This is a genomic window from Haemophilus sp. HN_Hi10 (genome assembly GCF_049821985.1).
GTDB lineage: Bacteria > Pseudomonadota > Gammaproteobacteria > Enterobacterales > Pasteurellaceae > Haemophilus > Haemophilus influenzae_D.
This window is the reverse complement of sequence record NZ_CP187495.1, coordinates 1,801,222-1,822,136: the sequence shown is the minus strand read 5'-3', so window position 1 is coordinate 1,822,136 and position 20,915 is coordinate 1,801,222. Positions and strand designations below refer to the sequence as shown.

The following is a 20,915-nucleotide window of genomic DNA, read 5'->3' as shown; positions in this document are numbered from 1 at the left end:
CTATAAGGGTTTTATCAAATTTTAGTGAAAGCATCAACACAGTATTAAAACACAGCCTTTGTTAAACCAAATTAGCATTTTAAAACTGTTCTAGTGCTTTTTTCACTGGGGCAAAGCTACGACGGTGTTGCGGTAACGCGCCAAGTTCAGCTAATTTTTCCAAATGTAATTTGGTCGGATAGCCTTTATGCTGGGCAAAAGCGTATTCTGGATATTGCTTGTCTAATTCTTCCATTTCTTGGTCTCGTGCCACTTTCGCCAAAATAGAGGCTGCACTGATTTCCGCTACAAGGCTATCGCCTTTGACGACGGCTTGCGCTGGAATAGCTAAATCTTTTGGGATCTTATTGCCATCAACCAACACAAAGTGCGGTTGAATTTTTAAAGATTTTATTGCTCGAGTCATTGCCAGCAAGGAGGCTTGCAGGATATTTATCTCGTCAATTTCGTTAGCTTCAGCTCGTCCTAATGCCCAAGCAAGGGCTTTTTCTTTGATTTCTTCAGCAAGGGCTAAACGTTTTTTCTCAGAAAGTTTTTTAGAATCAGCGAGTCCTTCAATTGGATTATTCGGATCCAAAATAACGGCAGCCGTGACAACCGCCCCAACTAAAGGGCCTCGCCCAACTTCATCAACGCCAGCGATCAATTCATAGCCTTGTGGATATTCAAACATTTTCTTTTCCTTCTAATAAATCAATGACCGCTTGAGCCGCTTGCTTATCGGCATTGCATTGAATTTTTTGGTGTAAATCCGTGAAGTGCTGAATTAAAACATGGCGATTTTTTACCGCACTTTCATCATCAGAAAGATAAGCAGATAGTTTTTCAGCGAGCAATTCTGGCGTGCATTCTTCTTGAATCATTTCAGGCACGAGCATTTCATTCGCAAGCAAGTTTGGTAAAGAAATATAATCAGTTTTCACTAAACGTTTTGCTAAGAAATAGGTCAGTGGTTTCATTCGATAGCCTACCACCATTGGGGATTTACAAAGCATTGCTTCAAGCGCTGCTGTTCCTGAAGCAAGCAGTGTTGCATCAGCGGCGATCATTGCTTGTCGTGCATTGCCGTCAATTAAATGCAGGTCTAGATTTGGCGCAATTTTAGCTTTAATGGATTCAAATTGAATTCGTCGTTTTTCGTTTACCAAAGGAACGAGCAATTGCAAATCTGGGAATTGTTCTTTTAATAATAAAGCGGTTTTCAAGAAAGGCTCAGCCAGAAATTCCACTTCTGAACCACGACTTCCAACTAGGATAGCTAAATAGCGTTGTGCGGGATCAATCTGTAGCATTTGGCAGGCTTCGGCACGGTTTGGTTTGAGCGGAATAGCATCTGCCATTGTGTGTCCAATAAAACGGCAAGGGACATTAAATTTATCGTAAAAGGCTTTCTCAAAAGGCAAAAAGGCAAGAACTTGATGGGTCGCTTTGGCAATTTTATGGATACGATTTTGACGCCATGCCCATACAGAGGGGCTCACGTAATGAATGGTTTTAATTCCGTTAGCTTTGAGCTTGAGTTCTACATCCAAATTAAAATCAGGCGCATCAATGCCGATGTAAACATCAGGTTTTTCTTGCAACATAGTTTGAATGACATTTTTACGAATTTTCAGCAAACGAGGAAGATGTTTTAATATTTCAGCCAATCCCATGACTGAAAGCTCTTCCATATCGACGAGCGTTTTACAGCCTTCAGCCAACATTCTTGTGCCTGCAATACCAATAAAGCGCGCATTAGGATAATGTGCTTTGAGCTGGCGAATTAAACCAGCACCGAGAATATCACCAGATACTTCTCCTGCAACAAGAGCAATGGTTGGATTTGTTTTGTTCATCAAATTTATCCTAAAAAATAACCGCACTTTGGTGTGCAAAGTGCGGTTGAAAATGAAGAAGTTTTATTAACGAATAATTCCGCGAGTTGAACGTTTGAAAAATTCAACAAAAAAACTGATCGCTGAATCGGTTTCCGCAATTTGCTCAATTTCTGGTAACACTTCTTCAAGTGTTTTACCGCCACGATAGAGCATTTTATAAATGTTACGGATTGTGTGCATGGTTGGTTTATCAAAACCACGACGTTTCAAACCCTCTAAGTTTACGCCAAATGGACGGGCGTGGTTGCCTTGCGCCATAACATAAGGTGGTACATCTTGGCTTACCATAGAACCACCGCCTAACATAACGTGTGCACCAACAATCACAAATTGATGAATCGCTGACATACCGCCAACAATCACGAAATCATCTAATTCTACGTGACCTGCAAGCGTTGCATTGTTTGCCAGAATACAGTTATTTTTAATTTGGCAATCGTGTGCAACGTGAACATTAACCATTAATAAATTGTTATTGCCAATAGAGGTTACGCCACAGCCTTGAATCGTGCCACGATGAATTGTCACGTGTTCACGAATTCGGTTGCTATTACCAATAATGGTTTTTGTAGCTTCGCCTTTATATTTCAAATCTTGGTTTACTTCGCCAATGCTCGCAAATTGATAGATTTCGTTATCTTCGCCAATCACGGTATCGCCACGTACCACAACGTGAGATTTCAATACAGTGCGAGCTTTGATTTCAACACTGCCCTCAACAATACAGAAAGGCCCAATAAAAACGTCTTCGCCAATTACCGCCCCTTCTTCAACGAGGGCAGTTGGATGAATTTTTGCACTTGGGTGGATCATATTTACCCCTTAATTAACGACGAGCACACATTAGTTTTGCTTCACAAGCAATTTCGCCATTTACGGTAGCAACGCCAGTAAATGAAGTGATACCACGGCGTTCTTTAATCACTTGAACGTTTAATTCCATTTGATCTCCAGGTAACACCGGGCGTTTAAAGCGCGCTTCATCAATACCTGCGAAATAGAATAATTCACCGCCTTTGAATTCGTGAGTTTTAAAGGCTAAAATGCCCATTGCTTGTGCCAAAGCTTCTAAAATTAAAACGCCCGGTAAAATGGGTTCGCCCGGGAAGTGACCTGTGAAACAAGGTTCATTGACGCTAATATTTTTAATTGCTTTTAACCATTCGCCCTCTTTAAAATCCAATACGCGATCCACTAACAAAAATGGGTAGCGATGTGGCAATAAAGTCATAATTTCTTTTGATTCGATCACTCTTGGTTGTTGTTCTGACACGTTGATACCTTATAAAAAATAAACAAATAAAATCCGTCGGATTATACGATATTTATAGCTAAAAATAAAACGTACTCAATATGCTCCGTGTTTAGGACGAATATCAATGGCTGGATCGTCATCTTTACGATATTTTTCATCAATTCGTTTTTGCAATCCAAAGTCATTTTTATCCGATTCGTTAGAAAATAAATCTTCTGTTTGCGTTAATTGAGGATTTTTAATTCCTATCCAATTTGCGATCCCTTCTAAGAAGTTTAAACCTGATTTAAACACCTTATATTCTTTGCGTTCTGTGTCATCTGATGAAATTTTGAATAGCGGAATATTATGGTGCTCTCGGCTGAAACAGTTTTGATTGAACAAAAGTATATTGTTTTTTTCATCTTGTTGGTGGCACAAACCGTGATCTGAGAAATAAATCATTGAGAAAGTGCGGTGATTTTTCTTCGCATTTTCTTCAAGCTGATCATATACACGTTTTAAAAATTCATCGGTTTTCTTAATAGACGACACATAGCAATTTAAATAACCATATTTCGGATTAAGATCTTTATCATCAAAGATTTTTGGATAATCTTCGATACGATCGCAAGCCATTGGGTGTGAACCATAAATATGCAACACAATAAAACGTTTTCCTTGAACAGAATTTTCTAATACTTGGGCGAATTTTGGTAATAAATCAAAGTCACTAAAGTTAGTCGAATTAAAGCTTCCGCCTTTTTTCAAGAAAAAGGTTTCATCAGATTTTGAAGCGAGGGATGAAACGGGCGTATCGAATTTACCGAGCATACCTTGATTAGAAAGCCAATAAGTTTTCACGCCTGCAGATTTGATGAGATCTACTAAACTCAAACTGTAATTGGGTTCCCATTTTTCTTTGTCTGGAAAGGTTAGCATTAAACGAAGTGAGGCGACGGTATTTGTTCCTGCTGAACGAAAACCATCAATCAACGTGCCTTTAGCGTTAGACATAAAGGGGGTGTTTTCTATTGGATAACCGTAGGCATGGTGGTAATCTTTCCGCGCACTTTCTCCGAGTACAATTACATAATCATCATAGCGTGAATTTTCTAATGTTGATTTTCCCCAGTTATCAGATTGAGAGATTTGTTTTAGTTTTTGCACTTCATCTACAATTTTTAATGTGGAACTTATGGTTTCTTTAATAGGTTCGGCAAGTGGCATATTGTAGGCAAAGAGCAGTGTCGCCAAGGCAATAAATGTTTTATTACGATAAAATTTTATGCCAAATTTCACCGCACTTTTGTACTGAAGAAAAATCAAAATAGGAATGGTGAAAGCAATTAAGTAACTACTCACTGGAATTTGCAATAGAAATTCCTTCGTTTCCAATATATCTGTCGCGAAAAGCGAGGCGATATATTGATAGCTTGGAGGGCCAAAATTTAGCCCCGTAGGTGTATAAAAAGCATGCAGTAACGTAAGAGGTAGCAAAATAAAATAGAAGGATTTTTTACTGCTGCTTAATAAGAGAATAGTTATTGTCGCAAGCAGAATAAGATCTACAGTTGGTTCTGTAAACATCCCAGAACCGATTAAAATAAAATAACCCGCGAATGCGGCACAAATCACCGCAAAAAGTGCGGGCAAAATTTGGCTTGTTTTTTTCGTGTTCATCATTGTCTTCCCTGAAAAGAAAATATCGCTATTATCCACCTTTCACTCAGAATTTCCATATTTAACTTCTTCACTCTTGAGCGGTTATTTTATAGAATAAGCCAATTTTTTTAAGCCAGAAGGAAAAAACAATGAGCCAACCAATTTATAAACGTATTTTATTGAAATTAAGCGGTGAAGCATTACAAGGAGAAGATGGTTTTGGTATCGATCCTGCGATTCTCGATCGTATGGCTGTTGAAATTAAAGAATTAGTGGAGATGGGTGTGGAAGTTGGCGTCGTTCTTGGTGGCGGCAACTTATTCCGTGGTGCAAAACTAGCAAAAGCGGGGATGAATCGCGTGGTGGGCGATCATATGGGAATGCTTGCTACGGTGATGAATGGTTTGGCAATGCGTGATTCTTTATTCCGTGCTGATGTGAACGCAAAATTAATGTCCGCTTTCCAATTAAATGGTATTTGCGATACTTATAACTGGTCTGAAGCAATCAAAATGTTACGCGAAAAACGCATAGTCATTTTCTCTGCGGGAACGGGAAATCCATTCTTTACCACTGATTCTACCGCTTGTTTGCGTGGTATTGAAATTGAAGCTGATGTTGTGTTGAAAGCGACTAAAGTTGATGGTGTGTATGATTGTGATCCAGCGAAAAATCCTGATGCAAAACTTTATAAAAATTTAACTTATGCAGAAGTGATCGATAAAGAATTAAAAGTGATGGACTTATCGGCGTTTACTTTAGCTCGCGATCATGGCATGCCGATTAGAGTGTTCAATATGGGTAAACCTGGGGCATTACGTCAAGTAGTGACAGGTACTGAAGAAGGTACCACTATTTGTTAGTGAATGTTGAAAAGAATAATATTAAAGAAAATACATAATTAAATTAAGGACTAAACTTTTAATTCATTGAGTTTAGTCTTTTTAATTTAAATAAAGCATTACGGCAGGAATGAAAGTTTTCGTAAATTCTGTTTAGTCTTCATAGTTGGATTATTTAGATATAAAAATCTGCACGCTAATAAGTGAGAAAGTTAATCAAACTTTTAGAATGCAGATTAATTTTTTATAAAAAGTCAGTTTAGGCTACAGTGAGTTGTCCCGCATATAAAACAAAGAAACGTAAACAGAATACCCCAATTAAGTCAAAAATTGACACCAAGATAATAAAGTTACGATTGTATTTTAAACGGTCATTAACAAACATATTGGCGATTAATGGGATCAAGATACCGATAATCAATACTCCAACCCAGAATATCGCTCCCCAAAAACCAGATAAGGCATTATGTAAGGCAACTGTTTTTTGTCCGCCACCAAAATGTAAGCCAACGAAGAAACACACAAGCAAACCAAGTTCTGTCACCATAATTGGCACTTCAAATTTGTGGATGAAGTGCGATTCGTGAGAATCACCTTTTAGTTTTCCTGCAATTAAGATAATTAAGAAGGTTGCAGCAATACCAGATGATGTGCCAGAGGCTAAGAATAATGCGGGTAATACTGGGTTATTCAACATTGGATAGCTAATCAATGCAGAAAGTAAGAACCCTGTGTATGCACCAAGCACTGCAGCCAATATGAAAAGAATAACTTCGACTGGACTTGCAATACGTTCTGCAATACCGATGAGTTTCATCACAAATTGCAGTTTTGGTATAAAGCGATTAATTAATGCTTCGATTTCTTTTTTGAAAATCACTACACCCCAAATTACTAAAAATAACATATAGATTTGGAATAGCATGACCCCCATCGACATTACGGAGTTGAATTGATAGTTAAACATCAATTTCCAGAATGTCCAAGGTCGAGTCAAGTGGAAAATTAATAGCGTTAAACCAATTAATGTTGGTACAGATCCTAAAATTACCCCAGATCGAATAATCCAGTTTTGGCTTAGATTTTCTATTTTATTACTGCGTTTATACGCAATTGCTAACTGTACCGCACCAGATGAGATCCCCAATAAGAACAAGTAGATCGCAATGGTATAATCCCATACTAGATTAGGCGTATGAAATGGAACTGGATAATCTAATGTCATCTTCTAGGCTCCCCATGTTGGAATGGAATGTGGTACAAGTTTGGTTGTGTACCTAATTCCACTTTAGTGCGATAAACCGGTTTTTCTTTCACTTTACGTGAAACAGCACTCATTGGATCATTCATATCGCCAAAGGTTAATGCTTTGGTTGGGCAAGCTTCCACACAAGCCGGTTGTTTACCATTGGCTAAATTTGTATCGCGGCAGAAGTTACATTTATCTGCGGTACGATGTACTGGATGAATAAAACGTACACGATATGGGCAAACTGCTATACAGTATTGGCAGCCTACACACAAATCTTTATGTACATCTACAATGCCAGTCTCTTTATCAATAAAAGATGCACCAGTTGGACAAACTGCTACGCAAGGTGCATTTGTACAATGTTGGCAAGATTGACGGAAGAACTCGTATTCTTGATTTGGAAATTCCCCATAAGGTTCACTACGTAGAATCTCTAAGCGAGAAACGCCTTCTGGCACTTGGTTTACATCACGACAGGCGTCCATACAGGCTGTACAGCCGATACACGCATTTTCATCATGTATCATTGCGTAACGTTTAGGTTTATCTGCCTTGTTTTCTTTTGCAAAAGCAGGTAAAGATGTCCCTGTCATAAGGATCATTGCCCCCATGCCAGAAACAAAGTTTCGGCGTGAGCAGACTGTCATTGTTTATCCTTTTGTTCGGTTAGTTTATCTTGTTCAGCTTTACGTTTTTGTTGTTTGCCATGGCAATCTACGCAAAGTTTAACGCGTTGTTTTGGTTGAATACCTTTCATTGCGTCTTCTTTAGGATGAAGAGTATGGCAACTTGCACAAGGCAATTTCATTGCGTGAACATCATGCGCCCATAGTTTTTCACGAAGTTTGTCAGGTTGGTGACAAGCAAAGCAAACTTGGTTTTGTTCTTGAACTGAATACATCGGTTTTTTATTACCGAAAATATCCCCTTCAAAACGCATAACATCTTTAGCACCACGACGGTGATTTTCAGAAATGTTACCGTGACAGCTTACACAAGTAATTGCTTTACCGTTATTTGGATTTTTCTTATCTAAATGTGCACCGTGAAATTTACCAAAGTGGAGTTCGCCACCAGACTGTTCTAGCGTTTGGTTCTTATCTACCTTGTCGAATTTATGGCATTTAGCACAATATTGATTTGGATCGCGTTGGTTATCTAATTGCGGTTCATAAGTAAAATGATCCGCAGGTTTTTGTGCATCATCGGCATAAGCCAAAAATGGCGCCGCTACAAATGCCGCACTTAACGCTAACGCTTTTGCAGATTTGTTGATTAAAGAAGTTAAATTCATTTGGGTTACCTCAAATTTGACCTTGAAAACTACCGCACTTTCTAGTTGCAGTTAAAAGTGCGGTAGATTTTTCATTTATTTTTGTGCTGGTGGATCAACTAATAAGCCTTTTTCTCTAGCTTGTTGCTCCCATTGCGGTACCACAGTTTTTAAGAATTCTTCTTTCGCTTTACGTTCTTTTTCAATATCAATACCCATTACTTTCCACGCTTTATCAGCTGTTGAAATATCTGGGATTTGAACTGGAGTTTTCACACCGTGTTTAGTTAAGATTACAGCAAGTTTAGTGCGCGCGTCTGCTACTTTATCTAAGCCAGAAGCTAATACACGAAGTACTACTTCAGGCGCATGCATATGACCACCATGGCTTGCAGCAGTGTAATCCCAACGCCATTGAGCATGACGAATATCCATTAATGCTGCTTCCATTTCTTCTTTAGTTGAACCTGCGTCCCAAGCCGCTTTTGCTTCAAAGTGAGCTTTAACAACTTGGTCTTCTAAACGACCCATTACATCTTTCACTTCTTTTTTACGTGAAGTAACAATATCGCGTAATTTTTCTTTGCTTTGATCGTGACAATTTGCACAAGTGTGGTCAAATGCATCGAATGGATTTTGGATTTGGTGGTCAGTATAAACTTTACCGTCTGCGCCTTGTACTTTCGGCATATGGCAATCTACACAAGTTACCCCATTTTTACCGTGCATACCTAAAGACCAAATTTCAAAGTCAGGGTGTTGTGCTTTTAACATTGGTGCTTTAGAAAGTGAGTGAGTCCAGTCAGTGAAACCAATATCATCATAATATTTTTCAATATCATCTGCGGTTTGACCATTATCCCAAGGAAAGGTTACTTGCTTTATGTCGCCAGCGAAGTAGTATTCTACGTGGCAGTTTGCACAGATTTCAGCGCGTTTTTCAGTACGTGCCGCCGAGTTGAAGCTTAAATTGTTATGTGGGCGACCTTCCGCTTTATCTTTTGCTGCAGTGGCTTTTTCTAAAGCGTCAAGTGCGCGTAATACGTGTGGACGAGCAATACGTAATGCTGGTTTGCCTTCTGCAAAATCTTTAGAGGTTGTATCGTGACAGTCAGCACAACCAATTGAGTTCACGATTTCAGGTCCACCTTTTGCCCATTTCGCATTGAAATAATCTTTTTCCCCCCATTCCGCGATTAAACGTGGAACATCAGGGCCTTTACATGTCCAACATGCCATAGCTTGAGGGCCATCATTTGCAGTTTTTGGCGCACCTGTACGTAAAATATTACGCACATCTGTTACCGCATAAAAGTGACCGCGTGGTGCGTTATATTCTTTTGCAAACGCATAACCTCCCCAAAGTACGATTAGGCGCGGATCTTCTTCATCAGCATAAATAATTTTTTCGCCATTACCGTTTGCTGTTGAACGCCAGCTGTTATATTGATTTGGATATTTTTCTGCAAATTTTTCATTTACGGATTCAATTTTCAAATCAGGTTTTGCGGGTTCAACAGGTTGTTCTAATGGCTTATATACAAGCTCAGCAGTGGCTGAGTTAAATAAGCTTAAACTCGCGAAAGACGCTGCCACAATAAGGCTTTTTTTGAATGCGTTCACGATAATCACTCCATTTGTTGTAATAAAAAGGTTAAGTAGAAAGTTGAGAATTATTCTTAATATCCACACAAATGTAGATATATATTTTCATTCGAGCGTAAGATACCAAAAGAAAAAAGTTTTTCTACTCGCAGAATGCTAAAGTTTGAGCTTGATCAAGCTTATCTTTTAAAATACTTAAAAAGAGGTATGTTATTGCTTTAAATAAATTAAGGCGGTATAAAACCGCCTTAATTTTGAGTATTATTATCATTAGTATTGACTAATAATATTTGCTATTCTTTTATCTGATATTTGATATTTCGTACCTAATTGTTGTGCAAATAAACTTACGCGCAATTCCTCAATCATATAGCGAATTTCCGCAATTTCATCGGAAATAGGTTTAGATTTTGGCAGTTTAGCCAGCAATTGTTGGTAAGCCTGTTGTACTTGCTCTACGCGTAACATCGCAGCACGATCACGGTTTACATCTTGAGCCAACTTATCAATACGTTTATCAACGGCTTGCAGATAACGTTGTAAATCTGGTAGGCGATCATAACTGCTCTTTTGCACAAAACCTTTATACACCAAACCTGCAAGTTGCGATTTGATGTCGGATAATGCAAATGCCATCGTGAAATCCATTTTGCCTTTAAGGCGTTGGTTAAGTTGGTAAGTGAGAGTGAGAATCTGCTCCACTTTCTGCGCAATATCCACAGTCACTTCGTTAAGGTTTTCTCGTACAAAATCACGCAATTTTTCAAAGCCAGCTTCATCCCAAACAAAGCCGCCAAAATCGGTAATCAGTTTATCCACAGCACAAGCGATACAGTCATCAATCAAATCTAAGACACGGCCGAACGGGGTAAAATACAGCCCCAATTTAGCTTTATTCGGCAATTTTTCATGCAGATATTTAATTGGTGACGGCACGTTAAGCAGTAACAATCGGCACAGACCTTGTTGCATTACTACTGCTTGCTCAAACTCTGTTTCAAACAGTTTGATACCTATGGCATCTTTTTCATCCACAATAGCTGGGAACGCTTTTACGCTAAAACCACGTTGTTTTTGTTCGTAACATTGTGGTAAATCTGCAAAGCTCCAAATATGTAGTCCGCTTTGTTCAATGCCATCATCTGCCACAGCAGAAATGCTTTCTTGCACACGATCTTTTAAACTAAATTTCAGCTCGTCCAAATTCATGGATTCGGCAATTTTCTTGTCGTTTTCATCCACCACGCGAAACGTCATTTTCAAATGGCTTGGAATTTGTTCCCAATTCCACTGTTCCGCCTCAACGGTAACGCCTGTCATACGACGCAATTCATAAATCAGCGTATCTAATAACGGTTTTTCCAATGGTACGGTGCGACTTAAAAAAGCTTGGGCATAATTAGGTGCAGGCACGAAGTTACGGCGATAAGATTTCGGCAGAGATTTAATTAGTGCGATGATTAGTTCTTCACGCAAGCCTGGAATTTGCCAGTCAAAACCTGTCATTTCCACTTGGTTGAGCAATGGCAAGGGAATATGCACGGTCACGCCGTCCGCATCAGTACCTGGTTCAAATTGATACGTCAGTTTGAGTTTCAAATTGCCTTGATGCCAGAAATTCGGGAAATCCAGCTTGCTCACTTGTTCCGCATCATCATTAATCAAGAATGAGCGTTCAAAATTAAGCAATTCAGGATCTTTTTGTTGCGCCTTTTTCCACCAGGTATCAAAATGTTTTTGAGAGACAACTTCTGTGCCAATACGCTGATCGTAAAATTCAAAAAGTGTGCGATCATCCACCAAAATATCGCGTCGGCGGCTTTTGTGTTCCAACTCTTCCACTTCTCGAAGGAGTCGTTGATTTTCTTTGAAGAATTTATGCTTGGTATTCCAATCCCCTTCCACTAAGGCAGATTGAATAAAGATCTCACGGCTTACCGTTGGATCAATAGCACCGTAATTCACTGGTCGCGCAGCTATAATCGGCACACCGTAAAGCGTGACTTTTTCATCTGCAATTACCGCACCACGAGATTTCGACCAACGCGGTTCGGAATAGGATTTTTTTGTTAAATGCTCGGCGAGCGGCTCAATCCATTCTGGCTCAATTTCTGCCACCATACGCCCCCAAAGTTTGGAAGTTTCCACTAATTCTGCTGCCATTACCCATTTCGGTTGTTTTTTGAAAAGCACGGAATTAGGGAAAATCGCAAAATGCGTATTGCGGGCGCCGAGATATTGTTGTTTCTCTGCTTCTTTTAAGCCGATATGAGAAAGCAAGCCACTTAAAAGTGCGGTATGAATTTGCTGATATTCTGCTTTTTCGGAATTAATCGGTAAGCCTATTTCACGCACGGTTAAGCGAATTTGATGATAAATATCCTGCCATTCGCGAATACGTAAATAATTTAAGAAATCCTTTTGGCATTGACGACGGAATTGGTTTTTACTCAATTCTTTTTGTTGTTCTTGTACATAACGCCAAAGATTTAAAAACGCCAAGAAATCTGATTTTTTATCAGCAAAACGGCGATGTTTTTCATCGGAAGCTTGCTGTTTTTCTTGTGGGCGTTCACGCGGATCTTGAATGGATAACGCAGAAACGATGATCATCACTTCATGCAACGCACCTTGTGAGACAGCAGTCAGCAACATCTTCGCCAAACGTGGATCCACAGGGAGTTGCGATAATTGACGACCAGCAGCCGTTAATTGACGTTTTTCGCCTGCTTTGGTGCGAACCATTTCAAACGCACCTAATTCTTCCAACAGTTTTATCCCATCTTGAATATGGCGTTTATCTGGTGCATCAACAAATGGGAACGTTTCAATATCATCCAAACCCAATGCTGTCATTTGCAAAATAACGGAGGCTAAATTGGTGCGTAAAATTTCAGGATCGGTAAACTCCGGACGAGAATTAAAATCTTCTTCCGAATATAAACGGATACAAATCCCTTCACTCACACGACCACAACGACCTTTACGCTGATTAGCCGATGCCTGTGAAATAGGTTCAATCGGTAAACGTTGTACTTTGGTGCGATAGCTATAACGGGAAATGCGCGCTGTACCTGGGTCAATTACATATTTAATGCCAGGTACGGTCAATGAAGTTTCCGCGACATTGGTGGCTAATACAATGCGATTTAAACCGCTTGGATGGAAAATTTTATTTTGTTCTTGCGCAGACAATCGAGCAAAGAGCGGTAGAATTTCCGTGTGTTTTAGATTTTGTTTTTGTAAAGCTTCGGCGGTATCACGAATTTCACGCTCTCCGTTCATAAAGATCAAGATATCGCCTCGACCTTCTGCTTGCAGTTCATCCACCGCATTGAGAATACCTTGTAGCTGATCTTGATCATCTTCCTCTGCAATAGGACGATAACGCACTTCCACAGGATAGGTTCTGCCTGACACTTCAATGATCGGTGCATTATTGAAATGTTTGGAAAAACGTTCCACATCAATGGTCGCAGACGTGATGATAAGTTTTAAATCACGACGACGTGGTAAAAGCTGTTTCAGATAACCGAGAATAAAATCGTTGTTTAGGCTACGTTCATGGGCTTCATCGATAATCAAACAAGAATATTGATTGAGAAAACGATCGTTTTGAATTTCCGCTAACAGGATCCCGTCAGTCATCAATTTAATTTGTGTATCATCACTAATTTGATCGTTAAAACGAACCTTATAACCAACTAAACCGCCAAGATCCGTTTCCAGTTCTTCCGCAATACGTGCCGCCACCGAACGAGCGGCAATACGGCGAGGCTGAGTATGACCAATCATACCCAGATTGCCGAAACCTAATTCCAAACACATTTTCGGTAATTGAGTGGTTTTACCTGAACCTGTTTCCCCTGCCACCACAATGACCTGATGTTCAGAAAGCAATTTTTGAATTTCTACTTTGCGTTGGCTAACAGGTAGGCTTTCAGGAAAAACAATCGGATGTTTAACCGCACTTTTACGATTTTCTACACGTAATCTTGCTTGTTCAATTTGCTGTTGGATTTCATCTGCAACGGCTTGTTGTGCCTCTAGGTTTTTAATCTTACCGATGCCATGGATGCGGGCAGATAAACGGCGTTGATCCACCAGCATAATATCGTTGAGTTTTGAAAAGAGAGATTGTTGTATCGGATTTAATTCACGTTTGACTGATTTGTTCTTCATACTGATTTACTTTTAAAACCACCGTAAGCCAAGCAAAGCCAACCAATTAAAAATAACGTTCCGCCAATTGGTGTTACCCAAACTAGGAACTTGCCTGCACCAAGCGTAAGTACATAAAGGCTGCCACTAAAAAGAAGGATGCCGTACGTCCAAGCCCCTGCAGCAAAATTAGCCATTTTGTTTGTAACCAATGCTTCACGGCATAATTGCAAAATGCCAATCGCTAAAATCGCAATGGTGTGGAACATTTGATATTTCACACCAGTTTCAACCCACGCTAATTCTTTAGGTTCTAAAACTTTACTTAATCCATGTGCCGCAAAAGCACCAATCGTCACACATAAAAAACCGCTTAATCCTGCGATAAATAACCATTTGTTTTTCATTTAAATTTTCCCTAAAAATAAAGCTAATATCCCTGCAGCAATAAGGGGACCAACAGGAATTCCACCCAAAAATGCTACACCAATAATTGTGCCGATAAGCAAGCCAGTGACTAAAATCGGTTGTTCACCCATTAAAGGTACACCTTTGCCAGCAAGCCATGCCACAAGCACTCCAACTGCAATAGAAAGAGCCATTTTCCAACTAAGAAAACCTGATAAATCAGGCAACTGAATTTTCCCTGAAACTAAGGGGCTTAAAACCCCAATGGTTAAAATAATGATACCAATTTTAACGCCATATTTTTCGAGCAAAGGAATGTGAGAAGATAAAAAAGTTTGCTGCATAATAAGTAATACAGCGGCAGAGATGGTAATTGTGCTATTGTTGCTTAATACGCCAAGAATAAGAAGTATAACTAGTAATAGAGCAATAGTATTGAATTGTAATGTCATAAAGTGCGGTTAAAAAAATGGAAATTTTGATAAATATTCTAGCATAGAAATTCGTAAAATTATTTTCCATTGTTGTTGAGAAAAAGATGAATAGGGAAGTTAAAAAGGGTTCATAGTGAACCCTTTTATTTAGTTAGTAAAATTCTTGAATAATTTATTCTTCAAATTTACCTTTTTTTTCTTTATTGATGGTGCATTTCGCACTAGCCCAAATTGCAAACAATACACCCACTACCCAAATCGCATATAACATTCTATTTCTCCTTAGTATAATGAGTGTTTATTTTTATCAATGAAATTAGCATCTAAACGACCAAACATTTTTGAGTAAGACCAAATAGTATAAGCTAAGGCAATGACCACAAAAACAACTGCAAAAATCAGCATTAATGTTAATGTTAATTCACTTGAAGTTGAATCCCACATTAATAAACTTTGTTCAGGATGTGAACTTGAAGGCATCACAAATGGGAACATTGATACTGCAGCAGTAATAATCACTCCAGCCATTGTTAATGCAGAGAAGAAGAATGCAAAACCACAACGATTAGCTTTAGAAAATGCAGCATTTAATAATGCAGCAACTACAGCTAACGCAGGGAAAATCCAAAGAATTGGCATTTCATTGAAATTTCTAAACCACGCGCCAGTTTCTACAGCAACTTCTTTATTCATTGGAGACGATGGAGCGAAATGATCGATGGTGCTAGTAACCACATAGCCATCTTTAGAATATAACCATACGCCAGCTAATACGAATGCAATTAAAGTCACAATAGAACCAATTTGACTTACTGAACGAGCTCGATCACGTAAGACTTCAGTGGTTTTCATTTGCAACCAGTTTGCACCATGAGTCACAAGCATTGATAAGCTAATAACACCACATAATAATGCAAATGGATTTAATAGCTCAAAAAATGAACCTGTATAAGTCACTTGAGTCAATTCGTTAAAATGGAATGGAACGCCTTGTAATAAATTACCAAAAGCCACGCCAAATACTAATGCTGGTACAAAACCACCTGCGAATAATCCCCAGTCCCAAACAGAACGCCAAGTTGGATTATCAATTTTTGCACGATATTCAAAACCCAATGGGCGTAAGAATAACGCTGCCAAGACTAATACTAATGCAATGTAAAAACCTGAGAAAGATACTGCATATACAATTGGCCAAGCTGCAAATATTGCACCACCTGCAGTTAATAACCAAACTTGGTTACCATCCCAATGGGGAGCAATAGTGTTGATCATAATACGGCGTTCCACTTCTTTTTTACCTGTTACAGGTAAAAGTGCGGTCACGCCCATATCAAATCCATCAGTTACAGAGAAGCCAATCAATAATACAATAACTAACACCCACCAAATAAAACGTAGAAATTCATAATCAATCATAATTTATCTCCTACTTATTTAGCTGATTGTTCAAAGTAGTATTTGCCGGTTTTTAACGCACTTGGACCCAAACGCGCATATTTAAACATCAAATACATCTCAACAATAATGAACGCAAGATAAAGCACACAAATTAAACCAATAGAGAACCATAAATCGCCTGTACTTAAATTAGAAGCGGATACGCCAACAGGTAAGATCTCGTAAATAGCCCAAGGCTGACGACCATATTCTGCTAAGAACCAACCGCACTCAATGGCAATCCAAGGTAATGGCAATCCCCATAAAAGAACTTTTAACAATAATGGAATTTGAGTGACTTTATTACGTAAATTTTGAACAAATGCGCCGAATGTAAGTAAAGCAATTAAACCACCAGCTGCAATCATTGCACGAAATGCCCAAAAATTAGGGCCTACATTTGGAATAGTATCACGAGCGGCTTGTTTAATTTGTTCTTCTGTCGCATCAACAACATTGTTTGTATAGCGTTTTAATAATAAACCGAAACCAAGATCTTTTTTAACTTCATTAAATTGTGCTTTGGTTTCTTCATTTACTTGACCATTTGCTTTTTTCTCAGCGCGTAGTTGAGTAAATAATTCATAAGCACGGATACCACTACGTACACGAGTTTCATTTAATGCTTGAAGATCTTTTAGACCTATAATTTCTTTATCAATTGAACGAGTTGCTATTACACCGCCAAGATAAGGAATTTCAATCGCAAAATCATTTTTCATTTCAGCCGTATTTGGAATTGCTACTGGAAGGAATGGAGCAGGTGCTGCGTGAGTTTCAAATTCAGCTTCCATTGCGGCTAATTTTACTGGTTGTGCTTTACCAATATCATAACCAGATTCATCACCAAGAATTAGCACTGAAATAGAGGCGATAAATCCAAAAGTAGCAGCTACGGAGAAAGAACGTTTTGCAAATTCAAAATCACGGCCTTTTAGTAAAAAGTATGAGCTAATGGCTAAAACAAAAAATGCGCCTGTCACATAACCTGCAGAAAGAGTATGTAAGAATTTACTTTGTGCAACAGGGTTTAACCAAAGATCTAAGAAGTTAGTCATTTCCATACGTACAGTTTCAAAATTAAATTCTGAACCTGTTGGTGCTTGCATCCAGCCATTTGCAACCAAAATCCACATAGCAGATAAATTAGAACCGAAAGCCACACAATAAGTTGCTAATAAGTGTTTTCCTTTTGATAAACGATCCCAACCGAAGAAAAATAACCCCACAAAAGTGGATTCTAAGAAGAAGGCAAGTAACGCTTCAATAGCAAGTGGCGCACCAAAAATATCCCCTACGTAATGAGAATAATAAGACCAGTTAGTACCAAATTGGAATTCCATAATAATACCGGTGGTCACCCCAAGGGCAAAGTTAATACCAAATAACTTTCCCCAAAATTTTGTCATATCTTTATAAACTTCTTTACCTGTCGCCACATAAATAGTTTCCATAATTACAAGAATAAAGGATAAACCCAATGTTAGCGGCACGAAAATGAAGTGATACAACGCAGTTAAAGCAAACTGCAAGCGAGAAAGATCAACAACGTCTAACATTCTCAACTCCTTTGTATAAACAACATTAGTTCCAACAATGATTAACAAGGCGATGCCTTAAATAATCCCTAATTACTCAACTCCAATCAGCTAAGTTTAAATTGACTTATCTACATAATTATTTTTAAAGGTTAAAAAAACACCAGTTATTATAGAGATAATCCAAATTGGCGGCTATTCTACTACTAAACATAAGGATAAAAAATAGTAAAAAATGCTATATAGATCACATTTTTGATATAAATACAAAAATATGGCTTATTTGTTATATTTCATTTAATTGACTTAGATCAAATTGACATTTTTGCAATAATTTTTGTTTTAAAGATGATTAATTTCATTGTGTAAGAGCATATTTTAATATTTGTCTCAACCAACATCATTTCTTGATGTTTTTAACGACTCGAATAGTATGTAGTGGCATTTAGTACTTAATTTATCATTCAACATTTGTAATGTGATTGTTAATCATTTCCAATGATAAAAAGGATTAAGCTAAAACTAGCATTGAGTTTATTAACCAAATAAGGTAGACTACCGTCCCGTCTTTGATAGCTAATTATCTTCGATTTTTGACCGCACTTTTGGTCGATTTTGTCTGTAAGATGATTAGCTATAATCATTTATATCCCAATACAGATTAGGTTCCCTATGGCTACAAATTATATTTTCGTCACTGGCGGTGTGGTTTCATCGTTAGGTAAAGGCATTGCGGCAGCATCATTGGCGGCAATTTTAGAGGCGCGTGGTTTAAACGTAACCATTATGAAATTAGATCCATATATTAATGTGGATCCCGGTACGATGAGTCCAACCCAACATGGGGAAGTTTTCGTCACTCAAGATGGCGCAGAAACAGATTTAGACTTAGGTCACTATGAGCGTTTTATCCGTACTAAAATGACTAAACGTAATAACTTCACTACAGGTAAAATTTATTCTGAAGTATTACGTAAAGAGCGTCGCGGCGATTATCTTGGTGCAACAATTCAAGTGATTCCACACATTACTAATGAAATTAAAGATCGCGTTATTGCTGGTGCTCAAGGTCATGACGTTGTGATTGTTGAAGTGGGCGGCACTGTTGGGGATATTGAATCACTTCCATTCTTAGAAGCATTACGTCAATTAGCTGTTCAAGTTGGTCGTGAACATACGTTATTTATGCACTTAACCTTAGTGCCTTACATTCCAACGGCGGGTGAAGTAAAAACTAAACCAACCCAACATTCTGTAAAAGAATTACTTTCTATTGGTATTCAACCTGATGTGTTGATTTGCCGTTCAGATCGCATGATTCCAGCAAATGAACGTGCAAAAATTGCTTTATTCTGTAACGTACAAGAGCGTGCGGTGATTTCATTAAAAGATGTAAATTCGATTTATCAAATCCCCGCATTATTAAAATCTCAAGGTTTAGATGATTTCGTCTGTGATCGTTTTCGTTTAACTTGCCCAGAAGCAGATCTTTCTGAATGGGAGCAAGTGCTTTATAAGCAAGCCAATCCAGTGGGAGAAGTGACCATTGGAATGGTAGGTAAATACACTGAATTACCCGATGCCTATAAATCGGTAAATGAAGCCTTAAAACATGCAGGTTTAACGAACCGTTTAAGTGTAAACATTAAATACATTGATTCCCAAGATGTTGAAACCAAAGGTGTTGAAGTATTAAAAGGCATTGATGGTATTCTTGTTCCTGGTGGATTCGGTTATCGTGGTGTGGAAGGTAAAATTCGTACCGCACAATATGCACGAGAAAACAAAATTCCTTATTTGGGCATTTGCTTAGGTATGCAGATCGCATTGATTGAATATGCACGCAATGTAGCGGGTTTAACTAAAGCCAATTCATCTGAATTTGATAAAGATTGTGAACAACCCGTGGTTGCATTAATCACGGAATGGCAAGATGCGGATGGAAATACAGAAGTGCGTACCGATGAATCTGATCTTGGTGGAACAATGCGTTTAGGCGCACAACAATGTCATTTGGTGTCAGGTAGTCGCGCTCGTGAGCTTTATGGCAAAGAAACCATTGAAGAACGTCATCGTCATCGCTATGAAGTAAATAATATCTTACTTCCACAAATTGAAAAAGCAGGATTGAAAGTAACTGGATTATCTGCAGATAAAAAATTGGTAGAAATTATCGAAGTGCCAAATCATCCTTGGTTTGTCGCTTGTCAGTTCCATCCAGAATTTACTTCTACGCCTCGTGATGGCCATCCGTTGTTTGCAGGCTTTGTAAAAGCAGCCTATGAAAATCACAAAAAATCTGTGAAGTAATTCTTGGTTCTGCATATAAGTGCGGTAAAAAAATGAAATGTTTTTATTGGTTATGATATAAATTGATGTTGTTGAAGTAAAAAAATCCCCGTTAAATTCATCATTTAACGGGGATTTTTTATAAGCTATTTACTGTTTTTATATTTTTAGTTAGTACGCTTAACTAATTTCGTCCAGTTATAATAACCATATAACGAGTTAAGTAAGTAAGCTGAATACATTAAGTAGATGGCTGGTGTTTCTGCCCAAAGGAAAATAGAAAGAACATTTAATCCAATCCATAACAGCCATTGTTCACGATAACGCAAAATCATTAAAATCTGTGCAGCAACCGTAATAATTGTAGTCAGTCCATCTAAACCAGTTGAACTACCACCAGCAGCTTGTAATGCTTGAACAAAAAGCAAAGTACCAACCGTAGTCACAACAATTAATGTCATCCATCCTTTAACAGTTAACGCTTTTGCAATCACGCTTTCTCCACCATCGCTATTTTGCATATTGGCTTTCCACATAAAGTAACCAATAAATTGAGATGGCAAATATACGTAAAGTACGGTGTTCATTTCGCCTAAGAAATTCGATCCCCAAGCAACATAAAAATAAGTATAGGCAAAAATCAATCCAAAGAAATAATTACTAATTTTACCTTTACTTACCAATACCACACACAAAATACCCGAAATACCAGAAATCATTGCTAACCAAGAATCAGGTGTTTGTACATAAGCCCAAATTTGCGCAATGATAAAAAGCACAAGCCAAACCACCTCAAAAGGTTTCCAACCAGAAACAAATTCTTGTTTTAAACGTGCTGCCAAAGTCATTATTTACTCCTATTGACTTAAATTTTAACGTGAGCATTCTTGCATA

17 protein-coding genes are annotated in these 20,915 nt (G+C 38.3%); 2 read left to right on the top strand and 15 right to left on the bottom strand.

Annotation, left to right across the window (positions count from 1 at the left end):
* Positions 1–79: 79 nt before the first annotated feature.
* The 5 genes from rnhB to ACPT8Q_RS09030 all read right to left on the bottom strand — a co-directional run bounded on the left by rnhB (position 80) and on the right by ACPT8Q_RS09030 (position 4,797).
* Positions 80–673 (bottom strand): ribonuclease HII, encoded by a 594-nt coding sequence (gene rnhB, locus ACPT8Q_RS09050; protein ID WP_005651699.1) that lies wholly within the window; start codon positions 671–673, stop codon positions 80–82.
* On the bottom strand, positions 666–1,838 hold the full coding sequence (lpxB, locus tag ACPT8Q_RS09045; RefSeq protein WP_050948596.1) for a lipid-A-disaccharide synthase: 1,173 nt from the start codon (positions 1,836–1,838) through the stop codon (positions 666–668). The genes rnhB and lpxB overlap by 8 nt, the downstream gene beginning before the upstream one ends.
* A gap of 66 nt (positions 1,839–1,904) precedes the next feature.
* Entirely contained in the window at positions 1,905–2,693 is a 789-nt protein-coding gene (gene lpxA / locus ACPT8Q_RS09040) for an acyl-ACP--UDP-N-acetylglucosamine O-acyltransferase (protein ID WP_050948595.1), read from the bottom strand.
* A gap of 13 nt (positions 2,694–2,706) precedes the next feature.
* The gene (gene fabZ / locus ACPT8Q_RS09035; protein WP_050838232.1) at positions 2,707–3,111 is read right to left on the bottom strand and encodes a 3-hydroxyacyl-ACP dehydratase FabZ; all 405 of its coding nucleotides are present in this window, start codon (positions 3,109–3,111) and stop codon (positions 2,707–2,709) included.
* 117 nt (positions 3,112–3,228) lie between these two features.
* On the bottom strand, positions 3,229–4,797 hold the full coding sequence (locus tag ACPT8Q_RS09030; protein WP_050948594.1) for a phosphoethanolamine transferase: 1,569 nt from the start codon (positions 4,795–4,797) through the stop codon (positions 3,229–3,231).
* A gap of 131 nt (positions 4,798–4,928) precedes the next feature.
* Here ACPT8Q_RS09030 and pyrH point away from each other — a divergent pair, with 131 nt between their 5' ends.
* On the top strand, positions 4,929–5,642 hold the full coding sequence (gene pyrH, locus ACPT8Q_RS09025) for a UMP kinase (protein ID WP_005662848.1): 714 nt from the start codon (positions 4,929–4,931) through the stop codon (positions 5,640–5,642).
* Positions 5,643–5,880: 238 nt separating this feature from the next.
* On the opposite strand, the gene nrfD is transcribed toward pyrH, so the two are convergent.
* From nrfD to ACPT8Q_RS08980, 9 genes are all read right to left on the bottom strand, one after another.
* A complete protein-coding gene (nrfD, locus tag ACPT8Q_RS09020; RefSeq protein ID WP_050948593.1) occupies positions 5,881–6,846 on the bottom strand; it encodes a cytochrome c nitrite reductase subunit NrfD in 966 nt (321 codons plus the stop codon).
* The gene (gene nrfC / locus ACPT8Q_RS09015) at positions 6,843–7,520 is read right to left on the bottom strand and encodes a cytochrome c nitrite reductase Fe-S protein (RefSeq protein ID WP_050948592.1); all 678 of its coding nucleotides are present in this window, start codon (positions 7,518–7,520) and stop codon (positions 6,843–6,845) included. The genes nrfD and nrfC overlap by 4 nt, the downstream gene beginning before the upstream one ends.
* The gene (gene nrfB, locus ACPT8Q_RS09010; protein WP_050838224.1) at positions 7,517–8,167 is read right to left on the bottom strand and encodes a cytochrome c nitrite reductase pentaheme subunit; all 651 of its coding nucleotides are present in this window, start codon (positions 8,165–8,167) and stop codon (positions 7,517–7,519) included. The genes nrfC and nrfB overlap by 4 nt, the downstream gene beginning before the upstream one ends.
* 75 nt (positions 8,168–8,242) lie before the next feature.
* Positions 8,243–9,769, bottom strand: coding sequence for an ammonia-forming nitrite reductase cytochrome c552 subunit (gene nrfA / locus ACPT8Q_RS09005; protein WP_050948591.1), 1,527 nt, complete (start codon positions 9,767–9,769; stop codon positions 8,243–8,245).
* Positions 9,770–10,021: 252 nt separating this feature from the next.
* Positions 10,022–13,933 (bottom strand): ATP-dependent RNA helicase HrpA, encoded by a 3,912-nt coding sequence (gene hrpA, locus ACPT8Q_RS09000; RefSeq protein ID WP_061671390.1) that lies wholly within the window; start codon positions 13,931–13,933, stop codon positions 10,022–10,024.
* The gene (locus ACPT8Q_RS08995) at positions 13,930–14,319 is read right to left on the bottom strand and encodes a DUF423 domain-containing protein (RefSeq protein ID WP_021034900.1); all 390 of its coding nucleotides are present in this window, start codon (positions 14,317–14,319) and stop codon (positions 13,930–13,932) included. The genes hrpA and ACPT8Q_RS08995 overlap by 4 nt, the downstream gene beginning before the upstream one ends.
* Positions 14,320–14,772, bottom strand: a complete 453-nt coding sequence (locus ACPT8Q_RS08990) for a DUF441 domain-containing protein (RefSeq protein WP_005690764.1) — start codon at positions 14,770–14,772, stop codon at positions 14,320–14,322.
* Positions 14,773–15,036: 264 nt separating this feature from the next.
* A complete protein-coding gene (gene cydB / locus ACPT8Q_RS08985) occupies positions 15,037–16,173 on the bottom strand; it encodes a cytochrome d ubiquinol oxidase subunit II (RefSeq protein WP_005656051.1) in 1,137 nt (378 codons plus the stop codon).
* 14 nt (positions 16,174–16,187) lie between these two features.
* Positions 16,188–17,753 carry a cytochrome ubiquinol oxidase subunit I gene (locus ACPT8Q_RS08980; protein ID WP_005669872.1) on the bottom strand — a complete coding sequence of 522 codons (1,566 nt, stop codon included), beginning with the start codon at positions 17,751–17,753 and terminating at the stop codon, positions 16,188–16,190.
* A 651-nt stretch (positions 17,754–18,404) separates the two neighbouring features.
* Between ACPT8Q_RS08980 and pyrG the strand changes: the two genes are divergently transcribed.
* Entirely contained in the window at positions 18,405–20,042 is a 1,638-nt protein-coding gene (gene pyrG, locus ACPT8Q_RS08975; RefSeq protein ID WP_050948589.1) for a glutamine hydrolyzing CTP synthase, read from the top strand.
* A 146-nt stretch (positions 20,043–20,188) separates the two neighbouring features.
* On the opposite strand, the gene pnuC is transcribed toward pyrG, so the two are convergent.
* On the bottom strand, positions 20,189–20,869 hold the full coding sequence (pnuC, locus tag ACPT8Q_RS08970) for a nicotinamide riboside transporter PnuC (protein WP_050948588.1): 681 nt from the start codon (positions 20,867–20,869) through the stop codon (positions 20,189–20,191).
* Between the last annotated feature and the right edge of the window lie 46 nt (positions 20,870–20,915).